The sequence below is a fragment of the Faecalimonas nexilis genome, from assembly GCF_059731825.1.
In genome coordinates this window covers 3,532,545-3,556,652 of the sequence record NZ_AP029189.1, presented here as the reverse complement: position 1 = coordinate 3,556,652, position 24,108 = coordinate 3,532,545, and the positions used below count along the sequence as shown (strand labels likewise).

At 41.2% G+C, this 24,108-nt stretch carries 20 protein-coding genes; 14 read left to right on the top strand and 6 right to left on the bottom strand.

What is annotated here, in order from left to right; translation table 11 throughout:
* Positions 1–43: 43 nt before the first annotated feature.
* From AC6I5B_RS17625 to AC6I5B_RS17560, 14 genes are all read left to right on the top strand, one after another.
* Positions 44–1,063, top strand: a complete 1,020-nt coding sequence (locus AC6I5B_RS17625) for an ABC transporter ATP-binding protein (protein WP_022250672.1) — start codon at positions 44–46, stop codon at positions 1,061–1,063.
* On the top strand, positions 1,053–2,726 hold the full coding sequence (locus AC6I5B_RS17620) for an ABC transporter permease (RefSeq protein ID WP_022250673.1): 1,674 nt from the start codon (positions 1,053–1,055) through the stop codon (positions 2,724–2,726). Before AC6I5B_RS17625 ends, AC6I5B_RS17620 begins: the two co-directional genes overlap by 11 nt.
* A gap of 326 nt (positions 2,727–3,052) precedes the next feature.
* On the top strand, positions 3,053–4,402 hold the full coding sequence (locus tag AC6I5B_RS17615) for a glucose-6-phosphate isomerase (RefSeq protein ID WP_004613064.1): 1,350 nt from the start codon (positions 3,053–3,055) through the stop codon (positions 4,400–4,402).
* Between the two features lie 63 nt (positions 4,403–4,465).
* On the top strand, positions 4,466–5,551 hold the full coding sequence (locus AC6I5B_RS17610) for a PucR family transcriptional regulator (protein WP_117787358.1): 1,086 nt from the start codon (positions 4,466–4,468) through the stop codon (positions 5,549–5,551).
* Positions 5,552–5,596: 45 nt separating this feature from the next.
* Positions 5,597–7,891 (top strand): hydratase, encoded by a 2,295-nt coding sequence (locus AC6I5B_RS17605; RefSeq protein WP_497773502.1) that lies wholly within the window; start codon positions 5,597–5,599, stop codon positions 7,889–7,891.
* A gap of 2 nt (positions 7,892–7,893) precedes the next feature.
* Positions 7,894–8,610 (top strand): DUF6062 family protein, encoded by a 717-nt coding sequence (locus AC6I5B_RS17600; RefSeq protein ID WP_270651522.1) that lies wholly within the window; start codon positions 7,894–7,896, stop codon positions 8,608–8,610.
* 436 nt (positions 8,611–9,046) lie between these two features.
* Complete coding sequence (locus AC6I5B_RS17595; RefSeq protein WP_270651520.1) at positions 9,047–9,622, top strand: hypothetical protein; 576 nt, start codon at positions 9,047–9,049, stop codon at positions 9,620–9,622.
* The gene (locus AC6I5B_RS17590) at positions 9,619–10,008 is read left to right on the top strand and encodes a hypothetical protein (RefSeq protein ID WP_497773501.1); all 390 of its coding nucleotides are present in this window, start codon (positions 9,619–9,621) and stop codon (positions 10,006–10,008) included. Before AC6I5B_RS17595 ends, AC6I5B_RS17590 begins: the two co-directional genes overlap by 4 nt.
* A gap of 71 nt (positions 10,009–10,079) precedes the next feature.
* Positions 10,080–10,274 carry a hypothetical protein gene (locus tag AC6I5B_RS17585; protein ID WP_004613059.1) on the top strand — a complete coding sequence of 65 codons (195 nt, stop codon included), beginning with the start codon at positions 10,080–10,082 and terminating at the stop codon, positions 10,272–10,274.
* Between the two features lie 2 nt (positions 10,275–10,276).
* Positions 10,277–11,953, top strand: a complete 1,677-nt coding sequence (locus tag AC6I5B_RS17580) for an ABC transporter ATP-binding protein (RefSeq protein ID WP_071143545.1) — start codon at positions 10,277–10,279, stop codon at positions 11,951–11,953.
* Complete coding sequence (locus AC6I5B_RS17575; RefSeq protein ID WP_270607767.1) at positions 11,946–13,115, top strand: nucleotidyltransferase domain-containing protein; 1,170 nt, start codon at positions 11,946–11,948, stop codon at positions 13,113–13,115. The genes AC6I5B_RS17580 and AC6I5B_RS17575 overlap by 8 nt, the downstream gene beginning before the upstream one ends.
* A gap of 925 nt (positions 13,116–14,040) precedes the next feature.
* Positions 14,041–16,518, top strand: a complete 2,478-nt coding sequence (locus AC6I5B_RS17570; RefSeq protein WP_270607840.1) for a hypothetical protein — start codon at positions 14,041–14,043, stop codon at positions 16,516–16,518.
* Between the two features lie 95 nt (positions 16,519–16,613).
* On the top strand, positions 16,614–18,527 hold the full coding sequence (glgB, locus tag AC6I5B_RS17565; protein WP_497773500.1) for a 1,4-alpha-glucan branching protein GlgB: 1,914 nt from the start codon (positions 16,614–16,616) through the stop codon (positions 18,525–18,527).
* Between the two features lie 19 nt (positions 18,528–18,546).
* A complete protein-coding gene (locus tag AC6I5B_RS17560; RefSeq protein WP_004613052.1) occupies positions 18,547–18,921 on the top strand; it encodes a DUF1284 domain-containing protein in 375 nt (124 codons plus the stop codon).
* Between the two features lie 38 nt (positions 18,922–18,959).
* Here the strand turns inward: AC6I5B_RS17560 and AC6I5B_RS17555 are convergent, their stop codons facing one another.
* Genes AC6I5B_RS17555 through AC6I5B_RS17530 form a run of 6 tightly spaced genes read right to left on the bottom strand, consistent with a single transcriptional unit; the run spans position 18,960 to position 24,097 of the window.
* Positions 18,960–19,574 carry a V-type ATP synthase subunit D gene (locus AC6I5B_RS17555; protein WP_004613051.1) on the bottom strand — a complete coding sequence of 205 codons (615 nt, stop codon included), beginning with the start codon at positions 19,572–19,574 and terminating at the stop codon, positions 18,960–18,962.
* Positions 19,575–19,589: 15 nt separating this feature from the next.
* Positions 19,590–20,975, bottom strand: a complete 1,386-nt coding sequence (locus tag AC6I5B_RS17550) for a V-type ATP synthase subunit B (RefSeq protein ID WP_004613050.1) — start codon at positions 20,973–20,975, stop codon at positions 19,590–19,592.
* Positions 20,976–20,990: 15 nt separating this feature from the next.
* Positions 20,991–22,757, bottom strand: coding sequence for a V-type ATP synthase subunit A (locus AC6I5B_RS17545; protein ID WP_071143549.1), 1,767 nt, complete (start codon positions 22,755–22,757; stop codon positions 20,991–20,993).
* The gene (locus tag AC6I5B_RS17540; protein WP_071143550.1) at positions 22,750–23,337 is read right to left on the bottom strand and encodes a V-type ATP synthase subunit E; all 588 of its coding nucleotides are present in this window, start codon (positions 23,335–23,337) and stop codon (positions 22,750–22,752) included. Before AC6I5B_RS17540 ends, AC6I5B_RS17545 begins: the two co-directional genes overlap by 8 nt.
* Positions 23,338–23,354: 17 nt before the next feature.
* Positions 23,355–23,663 carry a V-type ATP synthase subunit F gene (locus AC6I5B_RS17535; protein ID WP_004613047.1) on the bottom strand — a complete coding sequence of 103 codons (309 nt, stop codon included), beginning with the start codon at positions 23,661–23,663 and terminating at the stop codon, positions 23,355–23,357.
* Positions 23,664–23,665: 2 nt separating this feature from the next.
* On the bottom strand, positions 23,666–24,097 hold the full coding sequence (locus AC6I5B_RS17530) for an ATP synthase subunit C (RefSeq protein WP_004613046.1): 432 nt from the start codon (positions 24,095–24,097) through the stop codon (positions 23,666–23,668).
* Positions 24,098–24,108: the final 11 nt, after the last annotated feature.

Below are 24,108 nucleotides of genomic sequence, written 5' to 3'. Positions count from 1 at the left end.
GGGGTATTCTCCACTATTTCTGTATGTAGAAAAAGGAGTTACGATGAGCGATATTTTTTTGAAGAACATTTCACATTCTTATGATAAAAAAGAGAATTCGGTTTTGAAGAATGTGAATCTGACGATAAAAAAAGGGGAATTTTTCACGTTGCTTGGACCTTCCGGATGTGGAAAGACAACGCTTTTGCGCATTTTGGCCGGATTTATACAGCCGACGGAAGGACAGGTGTGTATCGGGGAGCAAGACATTACGGTGCTGCAGCCGGAGAAGAGAAACATGGGAATTGTATTTCAAAACTATGCCCTGTTTCCGAATATGACGGTGCGGGACAACATTGCGTATGGAGTGAAGATTCGGAAATACCCGAAACAGAAAATCAAAGAGAAATGTGACTATTATATGGAACTGTCCGGTTTGAAGGAATTTGAGCATCGGAGAATTCAGGAATTGTCCGGAGGACAGCAGCAGCGTGTGGCGATTGCGAGAGCGCTTGTGATTGAGCCGAGTATGTTGCTTTTGGACGAGCCAATGTCCAATCTGGATGTGGCTCTGCGTGTGAGAATGCGGGAAGAAATTCGAGCAATTCAGAAAAAGATTGGTATCACGACATTGTTCATCACACATGATCAGCAGGAAGCGTTGGCGATTTCCGATAAAATCGCTGTGATGCGGGACGGAGAGGTGCTGCAGGTAGGAGAGCCGGAAGAGATTTATAACAGGCCGAATCAGGAGTTTGTCGCAAATTTTGTCGGGGTGTCCAATAAAATTGTTCGGGGAGATTATGAGTTTTTCGGAATTGTGGGAGAGGTGGACAGACCTTATATTTTTGTCCGCCCGGAGGAATTTTCAATCAGTGGAGATGGAAAGTGCGGAATTTCAGGCTGCATTACAGAAGTGAAATTCGGAGGAATGTATTACGATTATACAATTCAGGCGGAAAATCAGGACTATCGCGTGGTGCAGATGAATGAGGGAGCAGGCATGAAAGTATGGCAGGTGGGCGACAATGTTTGTCTGCAGTTGAAAAATAAGGACGGAGTAGTGAAGCGGTATGAAGAATAAAAAGGTGGGGATTTTTCGTTGGATTTGGTATGCGGTACTCGGTTTTTTGATTGTCGGCTATATTTTGATGCCGTTTTTTCAGACAGTTCTTCAGGCGGTGCAGACGGAAGACGGTTATAGTCTGCAGGTGTTCGGACAATTTTTCTCAAATCCAAATCAGAGAAAGGTGATTGGGAACACGGTTGTGCTCGGTGTACTGTCCGTGTTTACTTGCGGCGTAATCGGCATTATGCTGGCAATGTATATGACATTTCTGGTGGGAAAATGGAAAAAGGTTATTCACATTCTGCTCTTAAGTCCGATGATGATTCCGGGAGTCATCACTGTGATTTCGTTTATTCAGCTCTACGGTGAGAGTGGAATTTTAACGAAAGCAGTTCAATATGCATTGCATTTGGAGAAGATACCGTATGAATTTCAGGGGCTTGGCGCGATTGTGTTTGTCATCACTTATACACAGTATGTGTATTTTTACCTGAATGTGTATGTGGCGCTGAAATATGTGGACAATTCCGGAATTGAGGCGGCGCGGAGTATGGGAGCTTCGTGGTGGAAGATTTTTCGGGATGTGATCTGGCCGGTCATCACACCGGCGGTGCTGTCGTCTGCGATTGTCACATTTGCATCAGGAATCAGTGCATTTTCTGCTCCGAATTTAATTGGTGGAGGATATAAGGTGTTAAGCACACAGATTGTGCGTTCGAAGGCGAACAATCATATGGAAATGGCTTCTGTTCAGGTCATCGTTTTATTTTTAATCAGTCTGGCGGTGATGATGACCATTCAGTATTTCGGGAAACGATATAGAGGACAAAGCACAGAGCGAAGTACACCGATTCAGGCGGGAAAAGGACGACGCAGTGTGCTTTCGATTGTGAGCAGACTGATTGTATTTTTGCAGATTGTGTTTATTATCCTTCCGATTGTCACAATTGTATATCTGTCTTTTACAGAGACAAGTTCTATCATGCAGGAAATTTTCCCACATGCATTCACATTGGAAAACTATCGGGTAATTTTTGAAAAACCGCGAGTACTAAAACCGCTACTGAATAGTTTGAAAATGTCGGCGATTGCGGTGGCAGTGGGACTTCTGATTACTGTTCCCAGTTCCTATATGCTTGTGAAATATAAAAATAAATTTCATACATTTTTGAAAGTATTGCTGCTGCTTCCGTGGACAATGCCGGCGAGTGTTGTGGCAATCAACTTAATTAATGCGTTTGGGCAGGAGACAATTTTTGCGTTTGGACAGTCGTTGATTGGCGGATTTGCGATTCTTCCGATTGCGTATACAATCACAGCGATTCCGCTGCTTTTAAATTCCAATGAGACGGCGATTTTGGGAATGAACCCGAACATTGAGGAGGCGTCAAAAAGTCTTGGTGCAAATATGTTTTATACATTTACCCGTGTTGTCATACCGAATATCGCTCCGGGTATCCTGGCAGGCGGAGTGCTGGTGTTGATTCGGACAATCGGCGAGTACACGATGTCTGCCCTGCTGTACGGTGTGTTCAACCGCCCAATCTCTATTTCTATGGTCACAAATATGCAGGAGTATAAAGTTGGAATTTCACTGGCGTATGGGGTGATTGTGATCGCGATATGCTATGTGGCATTGGCAGTAATATTCAAATTGGATAAAAAGAGATTTTTATAGAGAGTGAAAAGAACATATTGCTTGTGCAGTCTATGCGGATGTGCTATATTAAAGATACAAAAAGAACAATCGCCACATAAAAGTGGTTGACCAATTGAAAATAATTTAGAATTACCACCCAACTCGTCAAAGTATCAGGGTGGTTTTTCTATGTACTAATGACTGATCAGATAAATGAAGGTCAGTACTGATAAAATGAACATACCAAATTGCATTAAGTCTTTAAAGTCAAATTGTGAACAGATATTTATAATTTCTTGACTTTCCCCTCTCCCGTTTGGTAAAATAATAACATCTATGAGACCAATTAGAAGGGAAGGATAAACGTGGGAAATAAAGTCACATTTGACTATTCAAAAGCAAGTACATTTGTTGCAAAACATGAAGTAGATTATATGAGCAAGTTGGCAATGGATGCAAAGGAATTGCTCTTAAGCAGAAAAGGAGCAGGGAATGATTTCCTTGGATGGATTGATTTGCCGGTTGATTATGATAAAGAAGAATTTGTACGCATTCAGAAAGCGGCAGAGAAGATTAAAAATGATTCCGAGGTATTGCTCGTAATCGGTATCGGTGGTTCTTATCTGGGAGCCAGAGCTGCAATTGAATTTTTAAGACATAGTTTTTACAATGTTGTTTCAAAAGAGATTAGAAAGACACCTGAGATTTATTATGTTGGCAACAGCATCAGCAGCACATATCTCAAACATCTGATCGATGTAATCGGAGACAGAGATTTCTCTGTAAATATGATTTCCAAATCAGGAACAACAACAGAGCCTGCAATTGCATTCCGTATTTTCAAAGAAATGTTGGAGAAAAAATATGGAAAAGAGGAAGCTGCAAAGAGAATTTATGCGACAACAGATAAAGCGAGAGGATCATTGAAGAACCTTGCTAATGAGGAAGGATACGAGACATTCGTTGTTCCGGATGATGTCGGAGGACGTTTCTCTGTATTGACAGCGGTAGGTCTTCTTCCAATCGCAGTAAGCGGTGCAGATATCGAGAAATTGATGGAAGGTGCACAGGCTGGAAGAAAAGAAGCATTAGAAAATGATTTTGCTGAAAATGGTGCATTACAGTATGCGGCAATCCGTAATATTTTACACCGTAAAGGAAAAGCAGTTGAGGTACTTGCGAACTACGAGCCAAGTCTTCACTATGTGTCTGAATGGTGGAAACAGCTTTACGGAGAAAGTGAAGGAAAAGACCAAAAAGGTATTTTCCCTGCATCTGTAGATTTGACAACAGATCTTCACTCTATGGGACAGTTCATTCAGGATGGAAGCCGTATTATGTTTGAGACGGTATTGAATGTGGAGAAAGCAACAGAGGAGCTTTTCATCGGAGAAGAGCCAGTGGATTTGGATGGTCTGAACTATCTTGCAGGAAAGACAGTTGATTTCGTCAATAAGAGTGCGATGAACGGAACTGTTTTAGCACATACAGATGGAAATGTACCGAACTTAATGGTGACAATTCCAGAGCAGAACGAATTCTATCTTGGACAGTTATTTTACTTCTTTGAATTCGCTTGTGGCGTGAGTGGTTATATTTTAGGGGTGAACCCATTTGACCAACCGGGTGTGGAAAGCTACAAAAAGAATATGTTTGCTTTACTTGGAAAACCTGGTTTTGAAAAAGAAAGAGAAGAATTGTTAAAGAGATTATAAGAAAAAAAGCCAGAGTTGCAACGGAGCAGCTTTGGCTTTAAATGTAAAAAAGGAAGTGATAAGTTGTTATCGAATCAAATATTGCACAAACCCATCAATGATATACATGAGATTATGGGGGTGGATTGTTCCGTGTGGAGTATGGAGGGAAAATGCCTTGCCATTGCGGGAATGAACGAGGATAGAATTAAGGCTGGAGTAGACAAATTTCTGAAAGAAGGAAAAGATGAGCAGGTATGTGAAGATGAGGCATTTTTCCTGATTCGAGATAACTATGATGCAGTGTATGTCCTTGCACTTCATGAGGTTGTAGAGCAGGTTGCGGTTATCGGAAGGCTTTGTATCAGTCAGTTCCAAAACCTGATACACGCATATAAAGAACGTTTGGATAAGAATCATTTTTTCCAGAATTTATTGCTTGATAATCTTCTGCTTGTGGATATTTTTAATCAGGCAAAAAAGCTTGGGATTGAAGTGGAGCGAAGAAGAGTTGTATTCTTGATTGAACCGAAAAATGAGACGGACAATATCGTTCTTGAGACGATGAAAGGTCTCTATGCAACCGGCTCTAAAGATTTTGTAACTTCAGTCGATGAAGGACATATTATCCTGATTAAGGCGTTGGAGACGACCGAGGGATATAAAGAACTGAATATGATTGCAAAATCCATTGTCGATACATTGACGATGGAAGCGATGGTAAACATGAGGGTGGCATATGGCACGATTGTAAATCAGCTGCGAGATGTGTCAAAGTCATACAAAGAAGCGGGCATGGCGCTGGATGTGGGACGGATTTTCTATGAGCAGAAAAATGTCCTTGCTTACAATGAGCTGGGCATCGGCCGCCTGATTCATCAGCTCCCGGTATCTTTGTGTGACATGTTTTTGCAGGAAGTGTTTGACGGAAAAGCGGTGGATCAGTTCGATGAGGAGACACTGAGTACGGTCAATCAGTTCTTCCAGAATAATCTAAATATCTCGGAAACGGCGCGGCAGCTTTATGTACATAGAAATACATTGGTATACCGCCTGGAGAAGATTCAGAAACTGACAGGGTTAGATGTCCGGGTATTTGACGATGCGCTCACATTTAAAATCGCTATGATGGTATCGAATCATCTGAAATTCTTGCAATCAAAAGAGTAGAATACTATAATGAACAAATAATAAGACGTAGGAGGGAACAGTAGAATGATAAAATTATATGAACATGGTGCATATTTACTGAATGGTACAGAAATTATCGAAGATGTGAATGATGCACAGGCAGCTGTTGCAGCAAAGACAGGACAGCAGGTCACAAAAGAAGAAGCTGCAAAAAACACAATTGCGTACAGCATTTTAGAAGCACACAATACTTCTTCCGATATGGAGAGATTAAAGATTAAATTTGACAAATTGACTTCGCACGATATCACATTTGTCGGAATCATTCAGACCGCAAGAGCGTCTGGACTTGAAAAGTTCCCAATCCCATATGTTCTGACGAACTGCCATAACAGTCTGTGTGCCGTAGGTGGAACAATCAATGAAGATGACCACATGTTTGGACTTACCTGTGCAAAGAAATACGGCGGTATGTATGTTCCGCCACATCAGGCAGTCATCCACCAGTTCGCAAGAGAGATGCTTGCAGGCGGCGGAAAGATGATTCTTGGTTCTGACAGCCATACTCGCTATGGAGCGCTTGGAACAATGGCGATGGGTGAAGGCGGACCGGAGCTTGTAAAACAGTTATTGAATAAGACATACGATATTAAGATGCCGGGCGTTGTTGCGATTTACTTAGACGGAGAGCCATCTGTCGGAGTGGGACCTCAGGACGTGGCGCTTGCAATCATTGGAGCAACATTTGCAAATGGATATGTAAATAATAAAGTAATGGAATTTGTCGGACCTGGTGTGGACAAGTTAAGCGCAGACTTCCGTATCGGAATTGATGTTATGACAACAGAGACGACCTGCCTTTCTTCTATTTGGAAGACTGACGAGACAATCAGAGAATTCTATGAGACTCACGGAAGAAGTGAAGAGTATAAAGAACTGAATCCGGGTGGGGCAGCGTACTATGACGGACTTGTTTATGTGGATTTGAGCAAGATCAAACCGATGATCGCGATGCCATTCCACCCAAGTAATACATATACGATTGACGAGGTAAATGCGAACTTAAAAGATATTTTACACGATGTAGAGCAGAAAGCGCTCGTAAGTCTTGACGGTGCGGTTGAGTATTCGCTGCAGGATAAGATTCGCGACGGGAAACTCTATGTAGAACAGGGAATTATCGCAGGATGCGCCGGCGGTGGATTTGAAAATATCTGTGCGGCAGCAGAGATCATTAAAGGGAAAAATATCGGTTCTGATGCATTTACATTCAGTGTATACCCGGCAAGTACACCGGTATATATGGAGCTTGTGAGAAACGGAGCGGTTGCAGATCTGATGGCAGCCGGAACAATCGTGAAAACAGCGTTCTGCGGACCTTGTTTTGGCGCTGGAGATACACCTGCTAACAATGCATTCAGTATCCGCCACTCTACAAGAAACTTCCCGAACCGTGAAGGTTCTAAATTGCAGAGCGGACAGATTTCCTCTGTGGCACTTATGGATGCACGTTCTATCGCTGCGACAGCGGCAAATAAAGGTTTCTTAACTTCTGCGGCTGATGTGATGGACAGAGAATACAAAGCTCCGAAATATCATTTTGATAAGAGCATTTATGCAAACCGTGTGTTTGACAGCAAAGGTGTTGCGGATCCAAGTGTTGAGATCCAGTTTGGACCAAACATCAAAGACTGGCCGGCAATGTCAGCATTACCGGAAAATCTGGTCTTGAAAGTGGTATCTGAGATTCACGATCCGGTTACAACAACCGATGAGTTGATTCCGTCAGGAGAGACTTCTTCTTACCGTTCTAACCCACTTGGACTTGCAGAGTTTGCATTGTCACGTAAAGATCCAGCATATGTGGGACGTGCAAAAGAAGTGCAGAAAGCACAGAAAGCAATCGAGGCAAATCAGTGTCCACTAGAAGTGTTGGAAGAATTAAAACCGGTTATGGAGACAATCCGTGCGTCTTATCCGGAAGTGGGCGAAGGCAACATCGGTGTCGGAAGTACGATCTTCGCGGTGAAACCGGGAGATGGTTCTGCACGTGAACAGGCAGCGTCCTGTCAGAAAGTACTTGGAGGATGGGCAAATATCGCAAATGAATATGCGACAAAACGTTACCGTTCGAACTTGATTAACTGGGGTATGCTCCCGTTTATCACAGAAGAAAAAGATACAGAGTTAAGTTTCAAAAACGGGGACTATATCTTCGTGCCGGATGTGAGAAAAGCAGTGGAAGATAAGACAGACGCTGTGAAAGCATATGTGGTTGGGGACAGTTTGAAAGAGATTACACTGAAGTTGGGTGATTTGACAGATAATGAAAGAGAGATCATCTTAAAAGGATGTCTGATTAATTACTATAGAGGATAAGCGTGAAAGAAAAATTATATACGATACCTGTAAATGATGCGTTCAAAGAGGACTGTGAATGTCCTCTGTGTAACATATATAAAAAACTGGAGCAGGAAGCGTTAGAATATACACTTCGTCCTTCAACATATATGACAGATGACCGCAGACTGGAAAGTGACAAGGTAGGATTTTGTGCGCGACATGTTGCAATGTTGAAAGAAATGCCAGACCGCCTCGGACTTGCTCTGATGTTGAAGACACATATGGAAAAATCTATGAAAGAGATAGAAGCAAAACAAAATGAATCTGTAAAGGCAGCTTCTCTTTTTAAGAAAAAGAAAAAGTCAGAGCCTTCCGAACTTTTGAGTTATGTGAAAGGGTTGGAACATTCCTGCTTTGTATGTGATAAGATTGAAAGCACATTTCAAAATTATTTAGGAACAATTTTCTATCTTTACAAGAAAGAAGAGTTTCGCAAATTGTTTCAATCATCAAAGGGATTTTGCACAAAACATTATGGCATGTTATATGAGATGGCGCCGGAGCGACTGCGAGGAGAGCTGTTAGAGTCTTTTATAACGGAATTGAACCGAATGTATCTAGAAAATATGAAACGCGTACATGAAGACTTAAGTTGGTTTATCGATAAATTTGATTATCGATTTAAAGATGAGCCTTGGAAGAATGCGAAAGATGCATTGCCAAGAACGATGACAAAATTGAATAGTATTTTGTAAAGGGAGAGAGCAGCACGCTCTCTCTTTGTGTATGAAAAAATAATCTTCATGCAACACTTTGCAATTTTTGGTACTCTATATTTATAACCGGTGGAAGGAGGGGGATGGAATGTACGATTATGATACATGTTCAGAATCTGTTTTATCAAATGCCTGCAAAAAGAAATTGAAAATGAGAAACAGGAGAGAAACATTTGAAGAATTAAAAGGAAACTAAAAACTCATTGCAAGTGAAAGAATTCAATGTTATGATGAAAAAAAGCATTCTATTTTCTATTTATCTAGCCGGTTTTGGCCGGCATCTAATACATTTCATATAGCGGATTTTAAGAGAATCCGTCCTTTCAGAAAATTCATGCTTTCAAATTACAAATTTACAAGCAGGAGTTTTCGAAGAAGGGAATCTCCTGAACAATTTCATAAGAGGAGGTTTTATATGAGTAAGACAAAAGAAAAGACGCAGAAAGAGGAGTATCTGCAATGGCATCCTGCGTTTTATGCGACGGCTCAGATTGAACTGCAGGAGGAAGCAAAATATCTGATCTTTGAGGATGAGCATCAGCTTTCGACAAAACCAATGTCGATTGATGTGCTTGTAATTAAAAACGAGCAGAAACATAAGGTTCAGAAAAATATCGGACGTATTTTTCAAAAGTACAATCTGGTGGAATATAAAAGTCCGACAGATTATATCAGTATAGATACCTTTTATAAGATATACGGATATGCGTGTTTTTATAAGTCGGACACCGGTACAACTGACGAGATACCAATCAGTGAAGTGACAATCACATTATTTGGGTTAGGATATCCAAGAAAATTGATCAAGCATTTGCGAGAAGTGAGAAGATATCAGGTGGAGAAGCAGGAAGATGGAATTTATTATGTGCGCGGTGATTTTATTCCGATTCAAATTGTGGTCGGAAGCCAATTATCACCGAAAGAAAATCTTTGGCTGCGTGGTTTGACAAACAAATTAGAAAGTCAAGAGATGCTGGAAGATTTTTGGTGAAGGATTACAGAAAACACAGCGAGAATACATGGTATCAGTCGGCGATGAATATTATCGTGCGAGCAAATGAAGAGAAATTTATGGAGGATGATAGTATGGTATGTGATGCATTGATGGAAATTATGGGGGACAAGTTGGAGCAGAGAATTGAGGAAAAAGTACAGGCGGAAGTGGAGAAGAGGGTACAGGCAAGAGTAGAAGAAAAAGTGCAGGCGGAAGTGGAGAAGAGAGTACAGGCAGAAGTAGAGAAGAGAGTGCAGGAAATAGAAGGAATCAATGCTCTATATGCTACGTTAATACAACTTGGAAGACAAGAGGAGATTATGAAAGCAACAACTGATGAAAATTACCGGAAAAAATTATTGGAAGAATTTAATATCGGATAAAGAAATTCGGCGTTTGTTATGCATGGGGCTGTGATAGAATTGGATGGGAAAAGAGATTGGAGGACAAAAAGATGAGAGCAAAAAAAGGATTTTTAAAACGTCAAGTTGGAGATCGTGCAGTTGTTGTACCGGTTGGAGAGGCTGCGAAAGCATTTCATGGAATGATTAATTTAATGGAAATGTATGAAATTGAATACGAACAGGCAAAGAAAAGTTTGGATACCTTTTTGGCTAAATTAAGAGAAGCGGGAGTTTTGGAAGAATAAAGATGGAAAAGAAAAAAATATCCTCTCTTCAATGGATATATAGTTATAGTAGGAGTTCGTTAGGATGGATTCTTTTGTTGGCAGTATTTAGCGGACTGATTGCGGGAAGTTTCATTTTGCTTGCGCTGGTGTCAAGCTGCCTTCTTGATATTGCAACCGGAAGCAGAGAAGGAAGTGTGTGGCTTCAAGTGCTTTTTCTTGTTATGCTGATTTTATTGCAGGCAGTTCTGAACATTGCAAGCAGTAATCTGAGAATTCGTGTCACTACTAAAATTGAGATGCGTATCAAACAAGGTGTTTTTTCTATGATTTTGAAAAAACAATATCAGGAAGTCAGTAAAATCCATTCCGGGGAGATACTTAATCGATTGACAAGTGATGTAGATATTGTGGTCGGTGGAGTTGTGTCATTGATTCCGCAAGCTATTTCTATGCTGACGAAAATTGCGGCGGGCTTATTTGTTTTGTTTTCTATTGATGCGCGTTTTACAGGATTGGTGCTTTTGATTGGCGGGCTTGTCTGTGTATTCAGCAGAATTTACAGCAGACATTTCAAGTATTTGCATAAAGAAGTGCAAAGGACGAATGGCATTGTGCGTTCCTATATGCAGGAGTGTTTGGAGAACTTGATTGTTATTAAATCTTTTGTGAATGAGCATGCTGTTGGTGGTAAATTGGATGAATTTCAAAAGGATAATTATAAAGTGCGGATTAAAAGAAATACAATCAGTAATCTGGCAAATACGATGGTATATGTGTTGTTCACAGCAGGGTATTATGCAGCGCTTGCGTGGGGAGCATTACAAATCTCTGTTGGAACCATGACATTTGGTACGTTGACTGCGTTTTTACAGATTATTCAACAGATCAAAGCACCATTTCGAAACGTTTCCGGCTTAATACCTCAATATTACAGTATGCAGGCTTCAGCAGAACGACTTATGGAGTTGGAAGCGATGGCGGATGAGCAGGCGGAGTCGAAAATTTTGGATGCCCAAAAGTTCTATAAGGAGTTTCATGCGATTGTGGCAGAGAAAGTTACTTTTTCATATGCGGGTGGTGAACCTGTTCTCGAAAATACGTCTCTGCGTGTGCAGAAAGGAGATTTGATTGCAATCGTAGGAGAGTCGGGGATTGGAAAAAGCACGCTTATGAAGCTGCTTTTGCATCTGATGCCTTGCGACAGTGGTAAGTTGTATTTTGAAACTGAATGCGGCAAAGTGGAGATTGATGCGGGAACGCGAACTGTATTCTCTTATGTTCCGCAAGGGAATATGATTATGTCAGGAACAATACGGGAAAATATTACATTCTGTAATCCGAAAGTGACGGATGAAGAAATTCAAAGAGCTGCAAGGGCAGCTTGCATATGGGATTATATTGAAACATTGCCAAATGGACTGGATACTGTTTTATCGGAGCGTGGAGAAGGTCTTTCTATGGGACAGATTCAACGGATTGCGATAGCACGTGCGATTTTGGATGATGCCCCAATTCTTTTGTTGGATGAGTGCACTGCATCTTTGGATAAAGAGACAGAATGGAATGTACTGCAGAATTTGAAAAAGATGAATACAAAGACAATTATTTGTATTTCTCACACTGCGGCTGGAGTACAGTGCTGTGATCGGGCAGTGCGGATTGAAAATAGAAAGTTTAAAGAGGTGGATTATGAGTAGAGCAGAAGCGTGCAGATACCTGTTTGAAATTATACGATATAGTCTTGCCGGAGGGGAAGTGCCAACGATACATGAGGGCGTGGACTGGGAAAAGCTATATCGAATTTGTAAATTTCACAAGATTGAGGCGGTTGTGGCTCATGGAATAGATAAGATTTCGGGAAAGGAACAAATTCCTCAGGAGGTTCGAAAAAAGTATGAGCAGGCATGGCAGATGGAAACTGCAAGAGATACGGTACAACATTTTTCTTTAGAGGAGCTTTTGCAGGCTTTTGAGGCGAATGGTATTTATTGTATTCCCTTGAAAGGAATTTTTTTAAAGCAATGTTATCCAAAGACAGATCTGCGAATGATGGCGGATCTTGATCTTTTGTTTCGACTGGAGCAGGAAAAGGAAGTAGAAGAGATTCTGCAGCAACTTGGATATTATTGTGATCATCGGGACGATCACCATCATGTGTATTTCCGAAAGCCGTTTATGAATATTGAGATGCACTATTGTCTGGTGGGACAGAACAGCCAGTTTGCTTCGTATTATAAAAATCCTTGGGAGAAAGCAAAACCAGAGAAAGGGAAAAAATATATACAGCAATACAGCTGGGAGGATTTTTATGTCTATGTGATTGTTCATATGGCCAAACATTTTCAAAATGGCGGAAGTGGAATTCGCTCCATTGTTGATATTTGGCAGTTTGAGAAGAAAATGAAAGATCAGATGGATTGGGATTATGTTGAAACGGAACTTGCTAAAGTAGGTCTGAAAGCGTTTTTACATCATATGGAGAAACTTGCGAATATTTGGTTTGAAAAAGGGCAAAGCGATGCGTTCTATGACCAGCTGACAGAATTGATGGTTGATAGCGGAATTTATGGGACTATGGAAAACTATTGGATTCAAAATGTGGCGTCTTCCGATAAAAAAGTGTGGATAGGACAGGTGAAGGTATGGCTTACTGCGATTTTTCTTCCGTATGAAACGATTAAATTGCAGTATAAATATTTAGAAAAGTATCCGATATTCCTTCCGGTTGCGTGGATACAAAGAATTTTCAGAACCTGTTTCAACAGAAAAGGGAGAGCAGGGAAGGTACTGGCAGAACAAAAAACAGATTTTTCGAAGGTACGCAAGAGACAGGATGTGTTTGAAAAGCTTGGTTTATGAGTGTATATTTTCTTGAAAATATAAAATATTCAGATAATTAAATGGTGCATATGTAAAAATGAAAAAATATAAATGTTTTAGAAAAATAGTATTGACAAATAAAGACTGTGGTGTTATTATAAACTCAACAAAACAAAAGAGATTCAGAAAACAAAAAGGTTTCTAAAAGAAGAATTTCTGAAAGTAAAATTTAATATTCTCAAGTAAGAAAGAATTTTGAAATCCGTTTTATATCTGACGAGAAAGGAAGTAAAAAGAGGGGTGAAAAGAGAATCTGAAATGGGAATTAGGATTTTTAAGTAAGAAAGCTTGAAAGAAACAGATTTTCTGAAAATAGGAGAAAGAAGGAGGCTTAGTCCAATGGATAGTTCGGAATTTACAATTCAATATGTTGGTGGTATGGCAAATGTAAGAACCTGTGATGAAAGCCTTTACCATAGAGTATAATCCAGAGAAAGAGAGCAAGTAGAAGAATTTATTCGGAGAGTAGAACATCTGGAGCAGAAGATTAAATATTTGCAGACATATTGAAAAGAGGAATACCACATAGCTTCAAAGCAGTTATAAGATGTGTAAAGAAACATCAGAAAAACAGATTAGGATTAGAGAATAAGAATAATCGAAACTTTGAGTTATAAATTGCATATAAAGTGAAAAAAGGCAACAGGTTTTATAATTGATATATTCCTCCGAAATAATAAATAAAAGAATAACAATAAAATACAGAATAAGGTTATCTTATAGAAGTTTAAGATAACCTTATTTTTATTACGTTTTTGTTACATCTTTTTGACATTGGTTATCTCCTGTGATAAAATAAAACAGAATATAGAAAGCTAAAATTCGACTAGATAGAAAGGTCATAGAAATAATAATAGGGGTGAATACTTTGGATAAATACGAATATCGAGTAAGAACAGAGCAGATGCTTGAGTATATGGAACAAAAATCATATAAAAAAGCGATGGAGATAGCAGACAGTATCGATTGGCGTAAGGCTAAGAATGCAGCGATGCTTTGTACAGCAAGTGAGATTTATGAGTATAATGGAGAATATGAGAAGAGTAGGGAGATTTTATTTATAGCATATGACAGAGCTCCGGGAAGCAGAAAGATTGTATATCGTCTTGGAACACTGGCATTAAAATTGAACGATGTAAGAGAGGCAACAGACTGTTATGAAGAGTTTATTGCCATGGCTCCAAAAGATCCGAATCAATATATTTTGAGATATAAGATTTTGAAAAGCCAAAATGCACCGTTATCACAGCAGATTGAAGCGTTGGAAGAGTTTAAAAAAGCCGAGTATGTGGAAAAATGGGCATATGAATTGGCGAAATTGTACCACGAAGCGGGTATGGTGGCGGAATGCCTGGAAGAATGTGATGATTTAATTCTATGGTTCAGTGAAGGAAAGTATGTATATCAGGCTATGGAATTAAAGATGAAATATAAACCTTTGACACCTTTGCAGCAGGAGAAATATAATCATAGAAATGATGAAAAGAAACCAGTAAAAAAGGTGGAGCCAGTTGCCGAAAAGAAAGAAGAGAAAGTTGAAAATGTGGAAGAACCGACTGTGGAAATGAAAGTTGATGAAGTGAATGCAGCGATTTCACTAGAGAATACAACGAAAGTGGAAGCAGTTTCTGCAGAAGAAGCAGAAAAAATAGAAGAGACACCGGTAGCAGAAGAAGAGTCAGTTGAGGAAGAGGCAGAGACTATCGAGGAGGCTCCAGCAGAGGAAGAGGCAGAGACTATCGAAGAAACTCCAGCAGAGGAAGAGACAGAGATTATCGAAGAAGCTCCAGCAGAGGAAGAGGCAGAGACTATCGAGGAAGCCCCAGCAGAGGAAGAGACAGACATTATCGAGGAAGTACCAGCAGAGGAAGAGGCGGAAGCAAGCGAGGAGCCACAAGTGCTGGATGAAACAGAAGATGAAGATGTGAGCAAAGAAATTTTTTCTCAAAGTTCTAAAATGAGTGTGGAAGAGATTCTACAGAATTGGGAAGAGAAACAAAAAGAAAATGCTCAATTAATTCAAGAAGAACAAGAAAGAGCAAGACGGGACAAAGAGAAACTGGAATCTCAAAAAGTGGAAGAAGAAAGTATTCTTCCAGATGATATCAGACAGTTAATGGAAGAACTGGAAGCTGAAGCGGCTGAGATTAAGCAGAATAAGGCAAGGCGCGAGAAAGTGGAAGCGCCGGAGGAAGAAACTGTTGAACCATTGGAAACAATGGAGGAAGAAACAGTCGAAACAGTGGAAACGAAGGAAGAGGAACCAATCGAGGAACTGGCAGAAGAATCAGTTCAGGAAGAAGAGAAAGCAGAACCAGAAGAAGTAGAGGAAGATCCGTTTGATGAAGAAAGTTTTGACGAGGAAGCTTTTGAAGAAGTAGAATCAGAAGATTTTGAAGAGATTGAAGAAATCGAAGAGATTGAGGAATCAGAAGGAATTAAGCTTGGAGACACACAAGCGATTGCAATTTCTGCCAAAGCTTTGATGAATGACACAGTAGTAGAGGAGCCTTTGGAAAAAGAAGAACAGAGACGTCCGGAGCCGTCTTCACCATTTGATACTGCTTTTATCGTGCAGGGACGCTATGATCTGGAAGCACAAAGTGAGATTGGAATTAAAGCGGGTCTGACAGAAGAACAGAAAAAATTATTCTCTTATTTTGTTCCTGTTCACGGCATGAGTGAGCAGATTGTAGATGTATTGGAGAACGACAAGAGATGCAGAACGAGATATGGAACATCTCGAACAGCCAACTTGCTTGTTGTAGGGCGGAAAGGCTCTGGAAAGACAGTTTTGGCGGTAGACATTGTGAAGGCAATTCAAAAGAACAGAAAGCTGAAACAAGGTAAAGTTGGAATTGTCACAGCGGAATCATTGAATAAGAAAGATGTTTCACATATTATTGAGAAACTGCATGGTGGAGCGATTATCATTGAGCGTGCATCGAAACTGAATAAAAAGACAGTTTTAGAGCTGAATGATCTTATGGAAGAACAGACTGGAGAATTACTTGTAGTTTTAGAGGAAGAGCGCAGACCACTTGATAAGATGTTGGCATTATATCCGGACTTTAAGAAAAAATTTACGTCCAGATTGGAACTGCCGGTATTTATTAATGATGAGCTGGTAACATTCGCTCAGACTTATGCAAAAGAAAATGGATATAAGATTGATGAGATGGGAATTTTGGCATTATATAGCAGGATTGATCTTATGCAAAGAGAAGAGAGCATTGTTACAGTTGCGGATGTAAAAGAAATCATGGATGATGCGATTGCACATTCTCAGAAAATGACATTTAAACGTTTCCTAAAGAAATTATTTGGTAAGAAGAAAAACAAGTCTTCAAGAATTGTTTTGCAGGAACAGGATTTTAGATAATAAGAAGAAAGAGTTTTGGTGACAAAACTCTTTCTTTTTATGTGTGGCTAAAGTATAATAGACGTATATACCAAATAAACTGGGAAGGTGAAAGTATGGCGGAAAAAAATAAAACAAAAGCATACGAAATCGGAGAATTAGACCATTATTTGTTTGGTCAGGGAACTCATTATGAGATTTATAAAAAACTAGGAGCTCACATTGTAAATGATGGTGAAAAACAGAGTGTTTATTTTGCAGTATGGGCGCCACATGCGGAGAAAGTCTCGGTAGTTGGCGAATTTAATGATTGGGATGCCGACAAGAACCCGATGAAGAGGGAAGAGCCACTTGGTATTTATACATGTTTTGTTCCTGATGTGCAGGAAGGAGCACTGTATAAGTATTGTATTCAAACATACAAAGGGGATCATATTTATAAAGCGGACCCATTTGCCAATTATGCAGAACTCAGACCGGGGAATGCATCGAAAGTGACGGATATCAGTGCTCTTAGATGGACAGACAGCAAGTGGATGGAGCGGAGATTAACTTGGGATCATCATAAAGAGCCGATGTCAATTTACGAGGCGCATATCGGTTCATGGAAGCGGCATCCGGGCAGAGAGGATGACGGATTCTATACATATAGAGAGTTTGCCAAAGCAGCTACAGAGTATATCAAAGAGATGGGATATACACATATTGAGCTGATGGGTATTGCTGAGTATCCTTTTGACGGATCTTGGGGATATCAGGTGACAGGATATTATGCCCCGACTTCAAGATACGGGACACCGGAAGATTTTGCGTATATGATTGATTATTTCCATAAGAATAAGATTGGAGTAATTCTTGACTGGGTGCCGGCGCATTTTCCGAAAGATGCACATGGACTGGCTGATTTTGATGGAACACCGACCTTTGAGTATGCAGATCCGAGAAAGGGAGAACATCCTGATTGGGGAACAAAGGTTTTTGACTATGGAAAGTCAGAAGTTCAAAATTTCCTGATTGCAAATGCGCTGTTTTGGATAGAGCATTATCATGTAGATGGCTTGCGAGTAGATGCAGTTGCATCTATGCTGTACTTGGACTATGGAAAAGAAAAAGGTCAGTGGGTTCCAAATAAATACGGCAGCAATGAAAATCTTGAAGCAATCGAATTTTTTAAACATTTGAATTCAGTGGTTCTTGGAAGAAATCCGGGAGTTGTCATGATTGCGGAGGAATCTACAGCTTGGCCAAAAGTAACAGCGCCAGCAGAATATGATGGACTTGGATTTAGTTTAAAATGGAACATGGGGTGGATGCATGATTTTACAGAGTATATGAAACTGGATCCTTATTTTAGAAAAGGGTGCCACAATCAGATGACATTTGCCATGAGTTATGCGTATAGCGAAAAATATGTTCTTGTATTGTCGCATGATGAAGTGGTGCATCTGAAGTGCTCTATGCTAAATAAGATGCCTGGGCTTGGATTTGATAAATTTGCCAACCTGAAAGTCGGATATGCGTTTATGATGGGACATGTTGGTAAAAAACTGTTGTTTATGGGACAGGATTTTGCTCAGCTTCAGGAATGGAGTGAAGCGCGTGAATTAGACTGGTTTCTTCTTGCAGAAGACTGGCATAGACAGTTGCAGGAATTTACAAAAGATTTGCTTCATTTGTATAAAAAGAATAAGGCGATGTATGAATTAGACTGTTCACCGGAAGGATTTGAATGGGTGAATGCAGATGATGCGGAGAGAAGTATCTACAGCTTTATCAGACATTCTAAAGACGGCAAGAAGAATCTTTTGTTTGTATGTAATTTTACTCCGATGGAAAGAACGGAATATCGTGTTGGCGTTCCAAGGAGAAAGCAGTATAAGCTGATTTTGGACAGTGATGAAAAGAAATATGGTGGAGAGGGAAAAGTACGTCCTGAGATTTATAAGAGTGTGAAAAAAGAATGTGACGGAAGACCATTTTCATTTGCTTATGATTTACCGCCATATGGTGTTGCAGTGTTTGAGTTTTAAGTTGAAAAAGTGAGAGATTATGGAAAAGCAACCGATTTTATTGCGGGCACATCATGGAATGTGCCTTGCATTTTTTCAAGGAGAAGGATATAGTGATTTGTTTGTGGCGCATATGGGAAAGATTTTAGAACAGATGCAAGAGAATCCTTCTTTGCAAATTGTTACGTGCGCAGATGTTATCTGCGAGAAATGCCCCAATTTAGAAAATGGAAGCTGTAATACGCCGGATCTTGTTCGGGCATATGATCAGAAAGTACTTTCGTTTTGCGGTCTGGAAGAAGGTGTAGTTTTGACTTGGGATACTTTTTCTAAGCTGGTATCAGAACAAATCTTACTTCCGGGGAAGCGAAAAGAAATATGCGGAACATGCAAATGGAGTGAACTTTGTGAATAGAAAGTTCACTCCATTTTTGAATAGAATAGTGTATTCCATTATATTTTCCGCTGTTTTATCACTTTTAATCGTGTGAATTCTTCACGTTCTTTTTCCTCCAAAGCATTGGAAATGGAAGATACTAAAGTGGTATAGGTCGGAATTGTAATATTTTTCAGAGCGTTTGCACGCTTTTGTGTTTTTTTAATATTGGTCGCAAGCCGGTAGGCTGCATTCTCAATCATGGATAATTTGATCGTAAGCTCTTTTACTTTGCGAAATGCTTCGCGTGCACGGTCGATTGACTCATCAGTTGTACTGAAAGAGTAAGTCGGCTGATTCTCATCCGGAGTGTAATCCACAAGTGGAATTTCCGTTCCCATAATGCTTCGGCTTTTAATCTTGATAGAATCCTCAATCGGGACGGTATAGGCAAGTTGGGATACGAGACTGATACCGTGTTCAATATTGGCGTGCTGCAGGCATTTATATGCATGTGTGAAGGTGGAATCAATCTGTTCCTGAATGTCCTTTGCCTGATCGATCAGTTCCATCAGTTCGCGGATCAGAATGTTTCTTTTCTTATCCATAAGTTCGTACCCCTGATTGGCAAGAGCCAGAGAATTCTTTGCAAGAATCAGATTTCCTTTTGTGGGAAATGTGCGAGGATCCATAAGAACGCCCCCTTTCTATGAGTCTGAACGATTATCATAAAATTGTTCCAAAATCTTTGTGTCAATACGATCTAATTCTTCTCTTGGAAGCATTTTTAAAAGTTCCCATCCAAGGTCAAGTGTCTCTTCGATTGTACGGTTTTCCTCCAGCCCCTGACCGATATAGCGTTCTTCGAATTCCTTTCCGAAGGCAAGGTATTTTTTGTCGATCGGGGAGAGTTCATCTTCACCGATGACAGAGGCAAGGTTTCTCGCTTCTCCTACTTTGGCGTAGGATGAAAAGAGCTGGTTGGCAAGATCCTGATGGTCCGCGCGAGTGTATCCCTCTCCGATACCGTCTTTCATCAGACGGGAAAGGGACGGTAAAATGTTGATTGGCGGGTAGATGGACTGTCCATGGAGCGCACGGTCAAGTACAATCTGCCCTTCAGTAATATATCCTGTCAAGTCAGGAATCGGGTGTGTGATATCGTCGTTTGGCATTGTCAGAATCGGCAGCTGTGTCACCGAACCGTTGACGCCTGCCACAATTCCTGCGCGTTCATAGATTGTCGCGAGTTCACTATAAAGATATCCCGGGAATCCTTTTCGGCTTGGAATCTCGCCTTTGGAGGAGGATACTTCACGCATCGCCTCCGCAAAGGATGTCATATCTGTGAGAATGACAAGGATATGTTTGTTCTGCTCAAATGCCAGATATTCTGCGACGGTGAGCGCTACTTTTGGTGTGATAAGACGCTCCACGACCGGATCGTTTGCCAGATTCAGGAACATGACTACGTGGTCGGATACACCGCTTTCTTCAAAGGTGCGCTGGAAAAATTCCGCAACGTCATGTTTGACACCCATCGCAGCAAATACAATAGCAAATTCTTCATCGGAATCATCCCCGAGAGAAGCCTGTTTTACAATCTGAGCGGCAAGCTGGTCGTGTGGAAGACCGTTTCCGGAAAAAATCGGAAGCTTCTGTCCTCGAATCAGTGTGGTCAGACCGTCGATTGCAGAGATACCGGTGCGGATATAGTTTCTAGGATATTCACGTTTTACCGGGTTAAGCGGAAGTCCGTTGATATCTCTTGTCAACGTTGAGGTAATCGGACCGAGATCGTCAATCGGCTGCCCGATTCCGTTAAATGTTCTTCCGAGCATATCCGGTGAGAGGGCGATCTCCATCGGATGTCCGGTGAGTTTTGTGTGGGTGTTGAGCAGAGACATATTTTCAGTCCCTTCAAATACCTGAATAACTGCTTTATCCTCGTAAATCTCAATGATGCGACCTAACTTACGCTCGTTTCCGTTTACTACAAATTCTACGATCTCATCAAAGAACGCATCCTGTACACCCTCCAGCACGATCAGAGGACCGTTGATGCTGCTTAAGCCTAAATATTCAATTGCCATACAAATCCTCCTCCTTTATGCGTTCTTTTCCATAATCCGGTCATAGAATGCATCGATTTTTTTCATATATTCATCAAATAGTTCGAGTTTGTCATTTGGCACATCGTATTTGATCGCAATGACCTTTTCGAAAATATCTTCTTCTTTCAGAACAGAAATCGGCATGTTCAGTGTGATGAGTGCTTTTGATTTCTGATATAAATACAAGATAACTTCCATCATCTTGAACTGCTTTTCTAATGAGACACAAGTGTCGTCTGCATGAAATGCGTTTTGCTGAAGGAATCCCAGTCGGATGACTTTGGCAATTTCCAAAACGAGTTTCTGGTCGTCCGGCAGCACATCGCTTCCGATTAATTTTACGATTTCCATCAGGCTGCTCTCTTGATTCAAAAGAGCCATCAGCTGATTGCGGTAGTCGACAAACTTTGGCGAAACGTGTTCGTTATACCATGGGGCGAGATCGAGCAGATATTCACTGTAGCTTGTCAGCCAGTGGATTGCCGGGAAATGTCTCGCATACGCAAGGCTCTTATCAAGCCCCCAGAAACATCTGACAAAACGTTTGGTATTCTGTGTAACCGGCTCAGAGAAGTCGCCGCCCTGTGGTGATACAGCTCCGATAATAGATACAGAGCCGTCAGTTCCGTTTAAGTTGTGCATCATGCCCGCACGCTCGTAAAACGCAGATAAGCGTGATGCCAGATAAGCAGGGAAACCTTCTTCCGCAGGCATTTCTTCAAGACGTCCTGAGAGCTCTCGAAGTGCTTCTGCCCAACGAGATGTGGAGTCTGCCATGATTGCCACATCATATCCCATATCACGGTAGTATTCTGCAAGTGTGAGACCGGTGTAGATGCTCGCTTCACGGGCCGCCACCGGCATGTTGGAAGTATTGGCGATCAAAGTGGTTCGGTCCATCAGAGGATTGCCAGATTTAGGATCCACCAGTTTTGTAAATTCTTCCAGTACCTGTGTCATCTCATTTCCACGTTCTCCACAGCCAATGTAGATGATGATGTCGGCATCGGACCATTTTGCGATCTGGTGCTGTGTCATTGTCTTTCCGGTTCCAAATCCACCAGGAACACAGGCGGTGCCGCCTTTTGCGATCGGGAACATCGTATCAAGAATACGCTGTCCGGTGATGAGCGGAACGGACGCAGGAAAACGGTGGTGCGTTGGACGGGGAACACGAATCGGCCATTTCTGAGTCATAGTCAGGTCGATCGTCTCGCCGGAGCTTAGCTCGACTGTTACGAGCGGTTCATCAATTGTGTACACTCCATCCGGCATGACTTTAGTGATAATCCCGCTGATATGTGGAGGCACCATGCATTTGTGCACGATGGCCGTTGTCTCAGGCACTTCGGCAATGATATCACCTCCGTGAACGGAATCTCCGATAGAGACCGTCAGATGTGTCTTCCATTTTTTTTCTTTATCCAGCGAATCTACACTCACACCACGACTGATAAATGCACCGGAATTTTCGGCGATGCGTTCCAGTGGACGTTCAATACCGTCAAATATATTATTGAGAATTCCCGGGGCGAGGGTTACGGAGATGGCATCTCCAGTAGCCTCAACAGTCTCTCCCGGACGTAACCCGGTCGTCTCCTCAAAGACCTGAATGGTTGTCTTATCTTTATCAAGTGCGATAACTTCGCCGACTAATCTTTCTTTCCCTACATAGACCATCTCTGACATTTTAAATCCGGTATTTCCTTTCAGATAGATGACAGGACCGTTTACTCCATAAATTGTTCCGGTTCTAAACATAGTTGTCACCTCCTAAAAACAAGAAATTGTCGTATTCTTCCGAGAGTGCTGATTTAAACGAGTAGTCGATCAGAATACGTCGTTTTTGCATGACGGCACGTGTCCCACCGATAAAATCCTCTCGGCTTACGGTGAGGGAGGCGCCGGTTTTTGCTTCTAAATCATCTTTCAAATGCGCATCACTTGGATTGATGTAGATCAGAATTTCTTCACCATCTGCAAAATCCAGTGATTTTTGAATGCGTTTTTCCAGAATTTTTTTGTAGTCATCTGTCTTCATATATTCTTTTACAAGTACAAGAACACGTTTGAACAAGCGGTTTTTTAAGTCTGTCTGGCATTTTCCCTGTTCGCGTTTGAGTTCGATCTGTGCTCTTGCCATGGCCTTATTTAAAGATTGTCTGGCGTTGGCGGTCTCTGTTTTTAAGGTGAGTTCCGCCTGACGGATGGCAGTCTCTTTATGCTCTTTTAGTATCTGGTCTAAAGCCTCCTGATGTTCACTTATAATCTCGTTGCCCATTGCTCTGGCATCTTCCATGGAAGCATCCTGCAGATACTTTAATTTTTCTTCGATTGTCAAGATTTCACCTTCTTTTACTATAGTTTTAAGCCGATGGCTTCATTTACATAAGATGTGATAAAGTCTTTTTTACGGCCGGTTCCGTGACGGTCAGGAATTTCGACAAGCAGCGGTAGTTTTCGTTTGAGCTTGATCTCATCGATAAGATCGGGAAATTCCCGCCCGAATTTTTCGGTGAGCAAAACGATACCGATGGATTTGTCATCCATAACTTTCTGCAGGGCGTCGTGAAGCTCACTTCGTTCGTGTACAACAACACCGTCTACGCCGGCGAGTCGCATTCCTGTGTACGTATCGACATTATCACTGATCAAAAACATCTTCATAATTACAATTTACCTAAGATCATGAAGGAGATGATCAGTCCGTAGAGACAAACACCTTCTGCAAGACCTGCAAAAATTAAGGATTTACCAAAAATGCTGGAGTCTTCGCTGACTGCTCCAAGAGCAGCGCTTGCAGCACTGGCAACAGCGATACCACCACCGATACATGCTAAACCGGTAACGAGAGCGGCGGCGATATACCCAAGTCCTGTGGCGGTAGAAGCAGCAGTTGTAGCTGCATCAGCAGCCTGCGCAGAACCGCCAAACATCATAATGCCTGCAATTACAAAAGCGCCAAAGTAAAAGAAGATATTGACGCCGATTGCCTTTTTGTAGCGCTTTTTGTTTTTCTCACCGATCAGATAGTATCCGAAAGGAAGAATGATGCTTAAGATTAAAGTTACGATAAGAGTTAATTTTACTGTTAAAGTCATAATGAAAACCT

Coding starts and splice junctions, on each gene's coding strand:
- AC6I5B_RS17625 (WP_022250672.1), top strand. CDS start 44: ATGAGCGATATTTTTTTGAAGAACATTTCACATTCTTATGATAAAAAA.
- AC6I5B_RS17620 (WP_022250673.1), top strand. CDS start 1,053: ATGAAGAATAAAAAGGTGGGGATTTTTCGTTGGATTTGGTATGCGGTA.
- AC6I5B_RS17605 (WP_497773502.1), top strand. CDS start 5,597: ATGATAAAATTATATGAACATGGTGCATATTTACTGAATGGTACAGAA.
- AC6I5B_RS17595 (WP_270651520.1), top strand. CDS start 9,047: ATGAGTAAGACAAAAGAAAAGACGCAGAAAGAGGAGTATCTGCAATGG.
- AC6I5B_RS17585 (WP_004613059.1), top strand. CDS start 10,080: ATGAGAGCAAAAAAAGGATTTTTAAAACGTCAAGTTGGAGATCGTGCA.
- AC6I5B_RS17580 (WP_071143545.1), top strand. CDS start 10,277: ATGGAAAAGAAAAAAATATCCTCTCTTCAATGGATATATAGTTATAGT.
- AC6I5B_RS17575 (WP_270607767.1), top strand. CDS start 11,946: ATGAGTAGAGCAGAAGCGTGCAGATACCTGTTTGAAATTATACGATAT.
- AC6I5B_RS17570 (WP_270607840.1), top strand. CDS start 14,041: ATGCTTGAGTATATGGAACAAAAATCATATAAAAAAGCGATGGAGATA.
- glgB (WP_497773500.1), top strand. CDS start 16,614: ATGGCGGAAAAAAATAAAACAAAAGCATACGAAATCGGAGAATTAGAC.
- AC6I5B_RS17560 (WP_004613052.1), top strand. CDS start 18,547: ATGGAAAAGCAACCGATTTTATTGCGGGCACATCATGGAATGTGCCTT.
- AC6I5B_RS17555 (WP_004613051.1), bottom strand. CDS start 19,574: ATGGATCCTCGCACATTTCCCACAAAAGGAAATCTGATTCTTGCAAAG.
- AC6I5B_RS17550 (WP_004613050.1), bottom strand. CDS start 20,975: ATGGCAATTGAATATTTAGGCTTAAGCAGCATCAACGGTCCTCTGATC.
- AC6I5B_RS17545 (WP_071143549.1), bottom strand. CDS start 22,757: ATGTTTAGAACCGGAACAATTTATGGAGTAAACGGTCCTGTCATCTAT.
- AC6I5B_RS17535 (WP_004613047.1), bottom strand. CDS start 23,663: ATGAAGATGTTTTTGATCAGTGATAATGTCGATACGTACACAGGAATG.
- AC6I5B_RS17530 (WP_004613046.1), bottom strand. CDS start 24,097: ATGACTTTAACAGTAAAATTAACTCTTATCGTAACTTTAATCTTAAGC.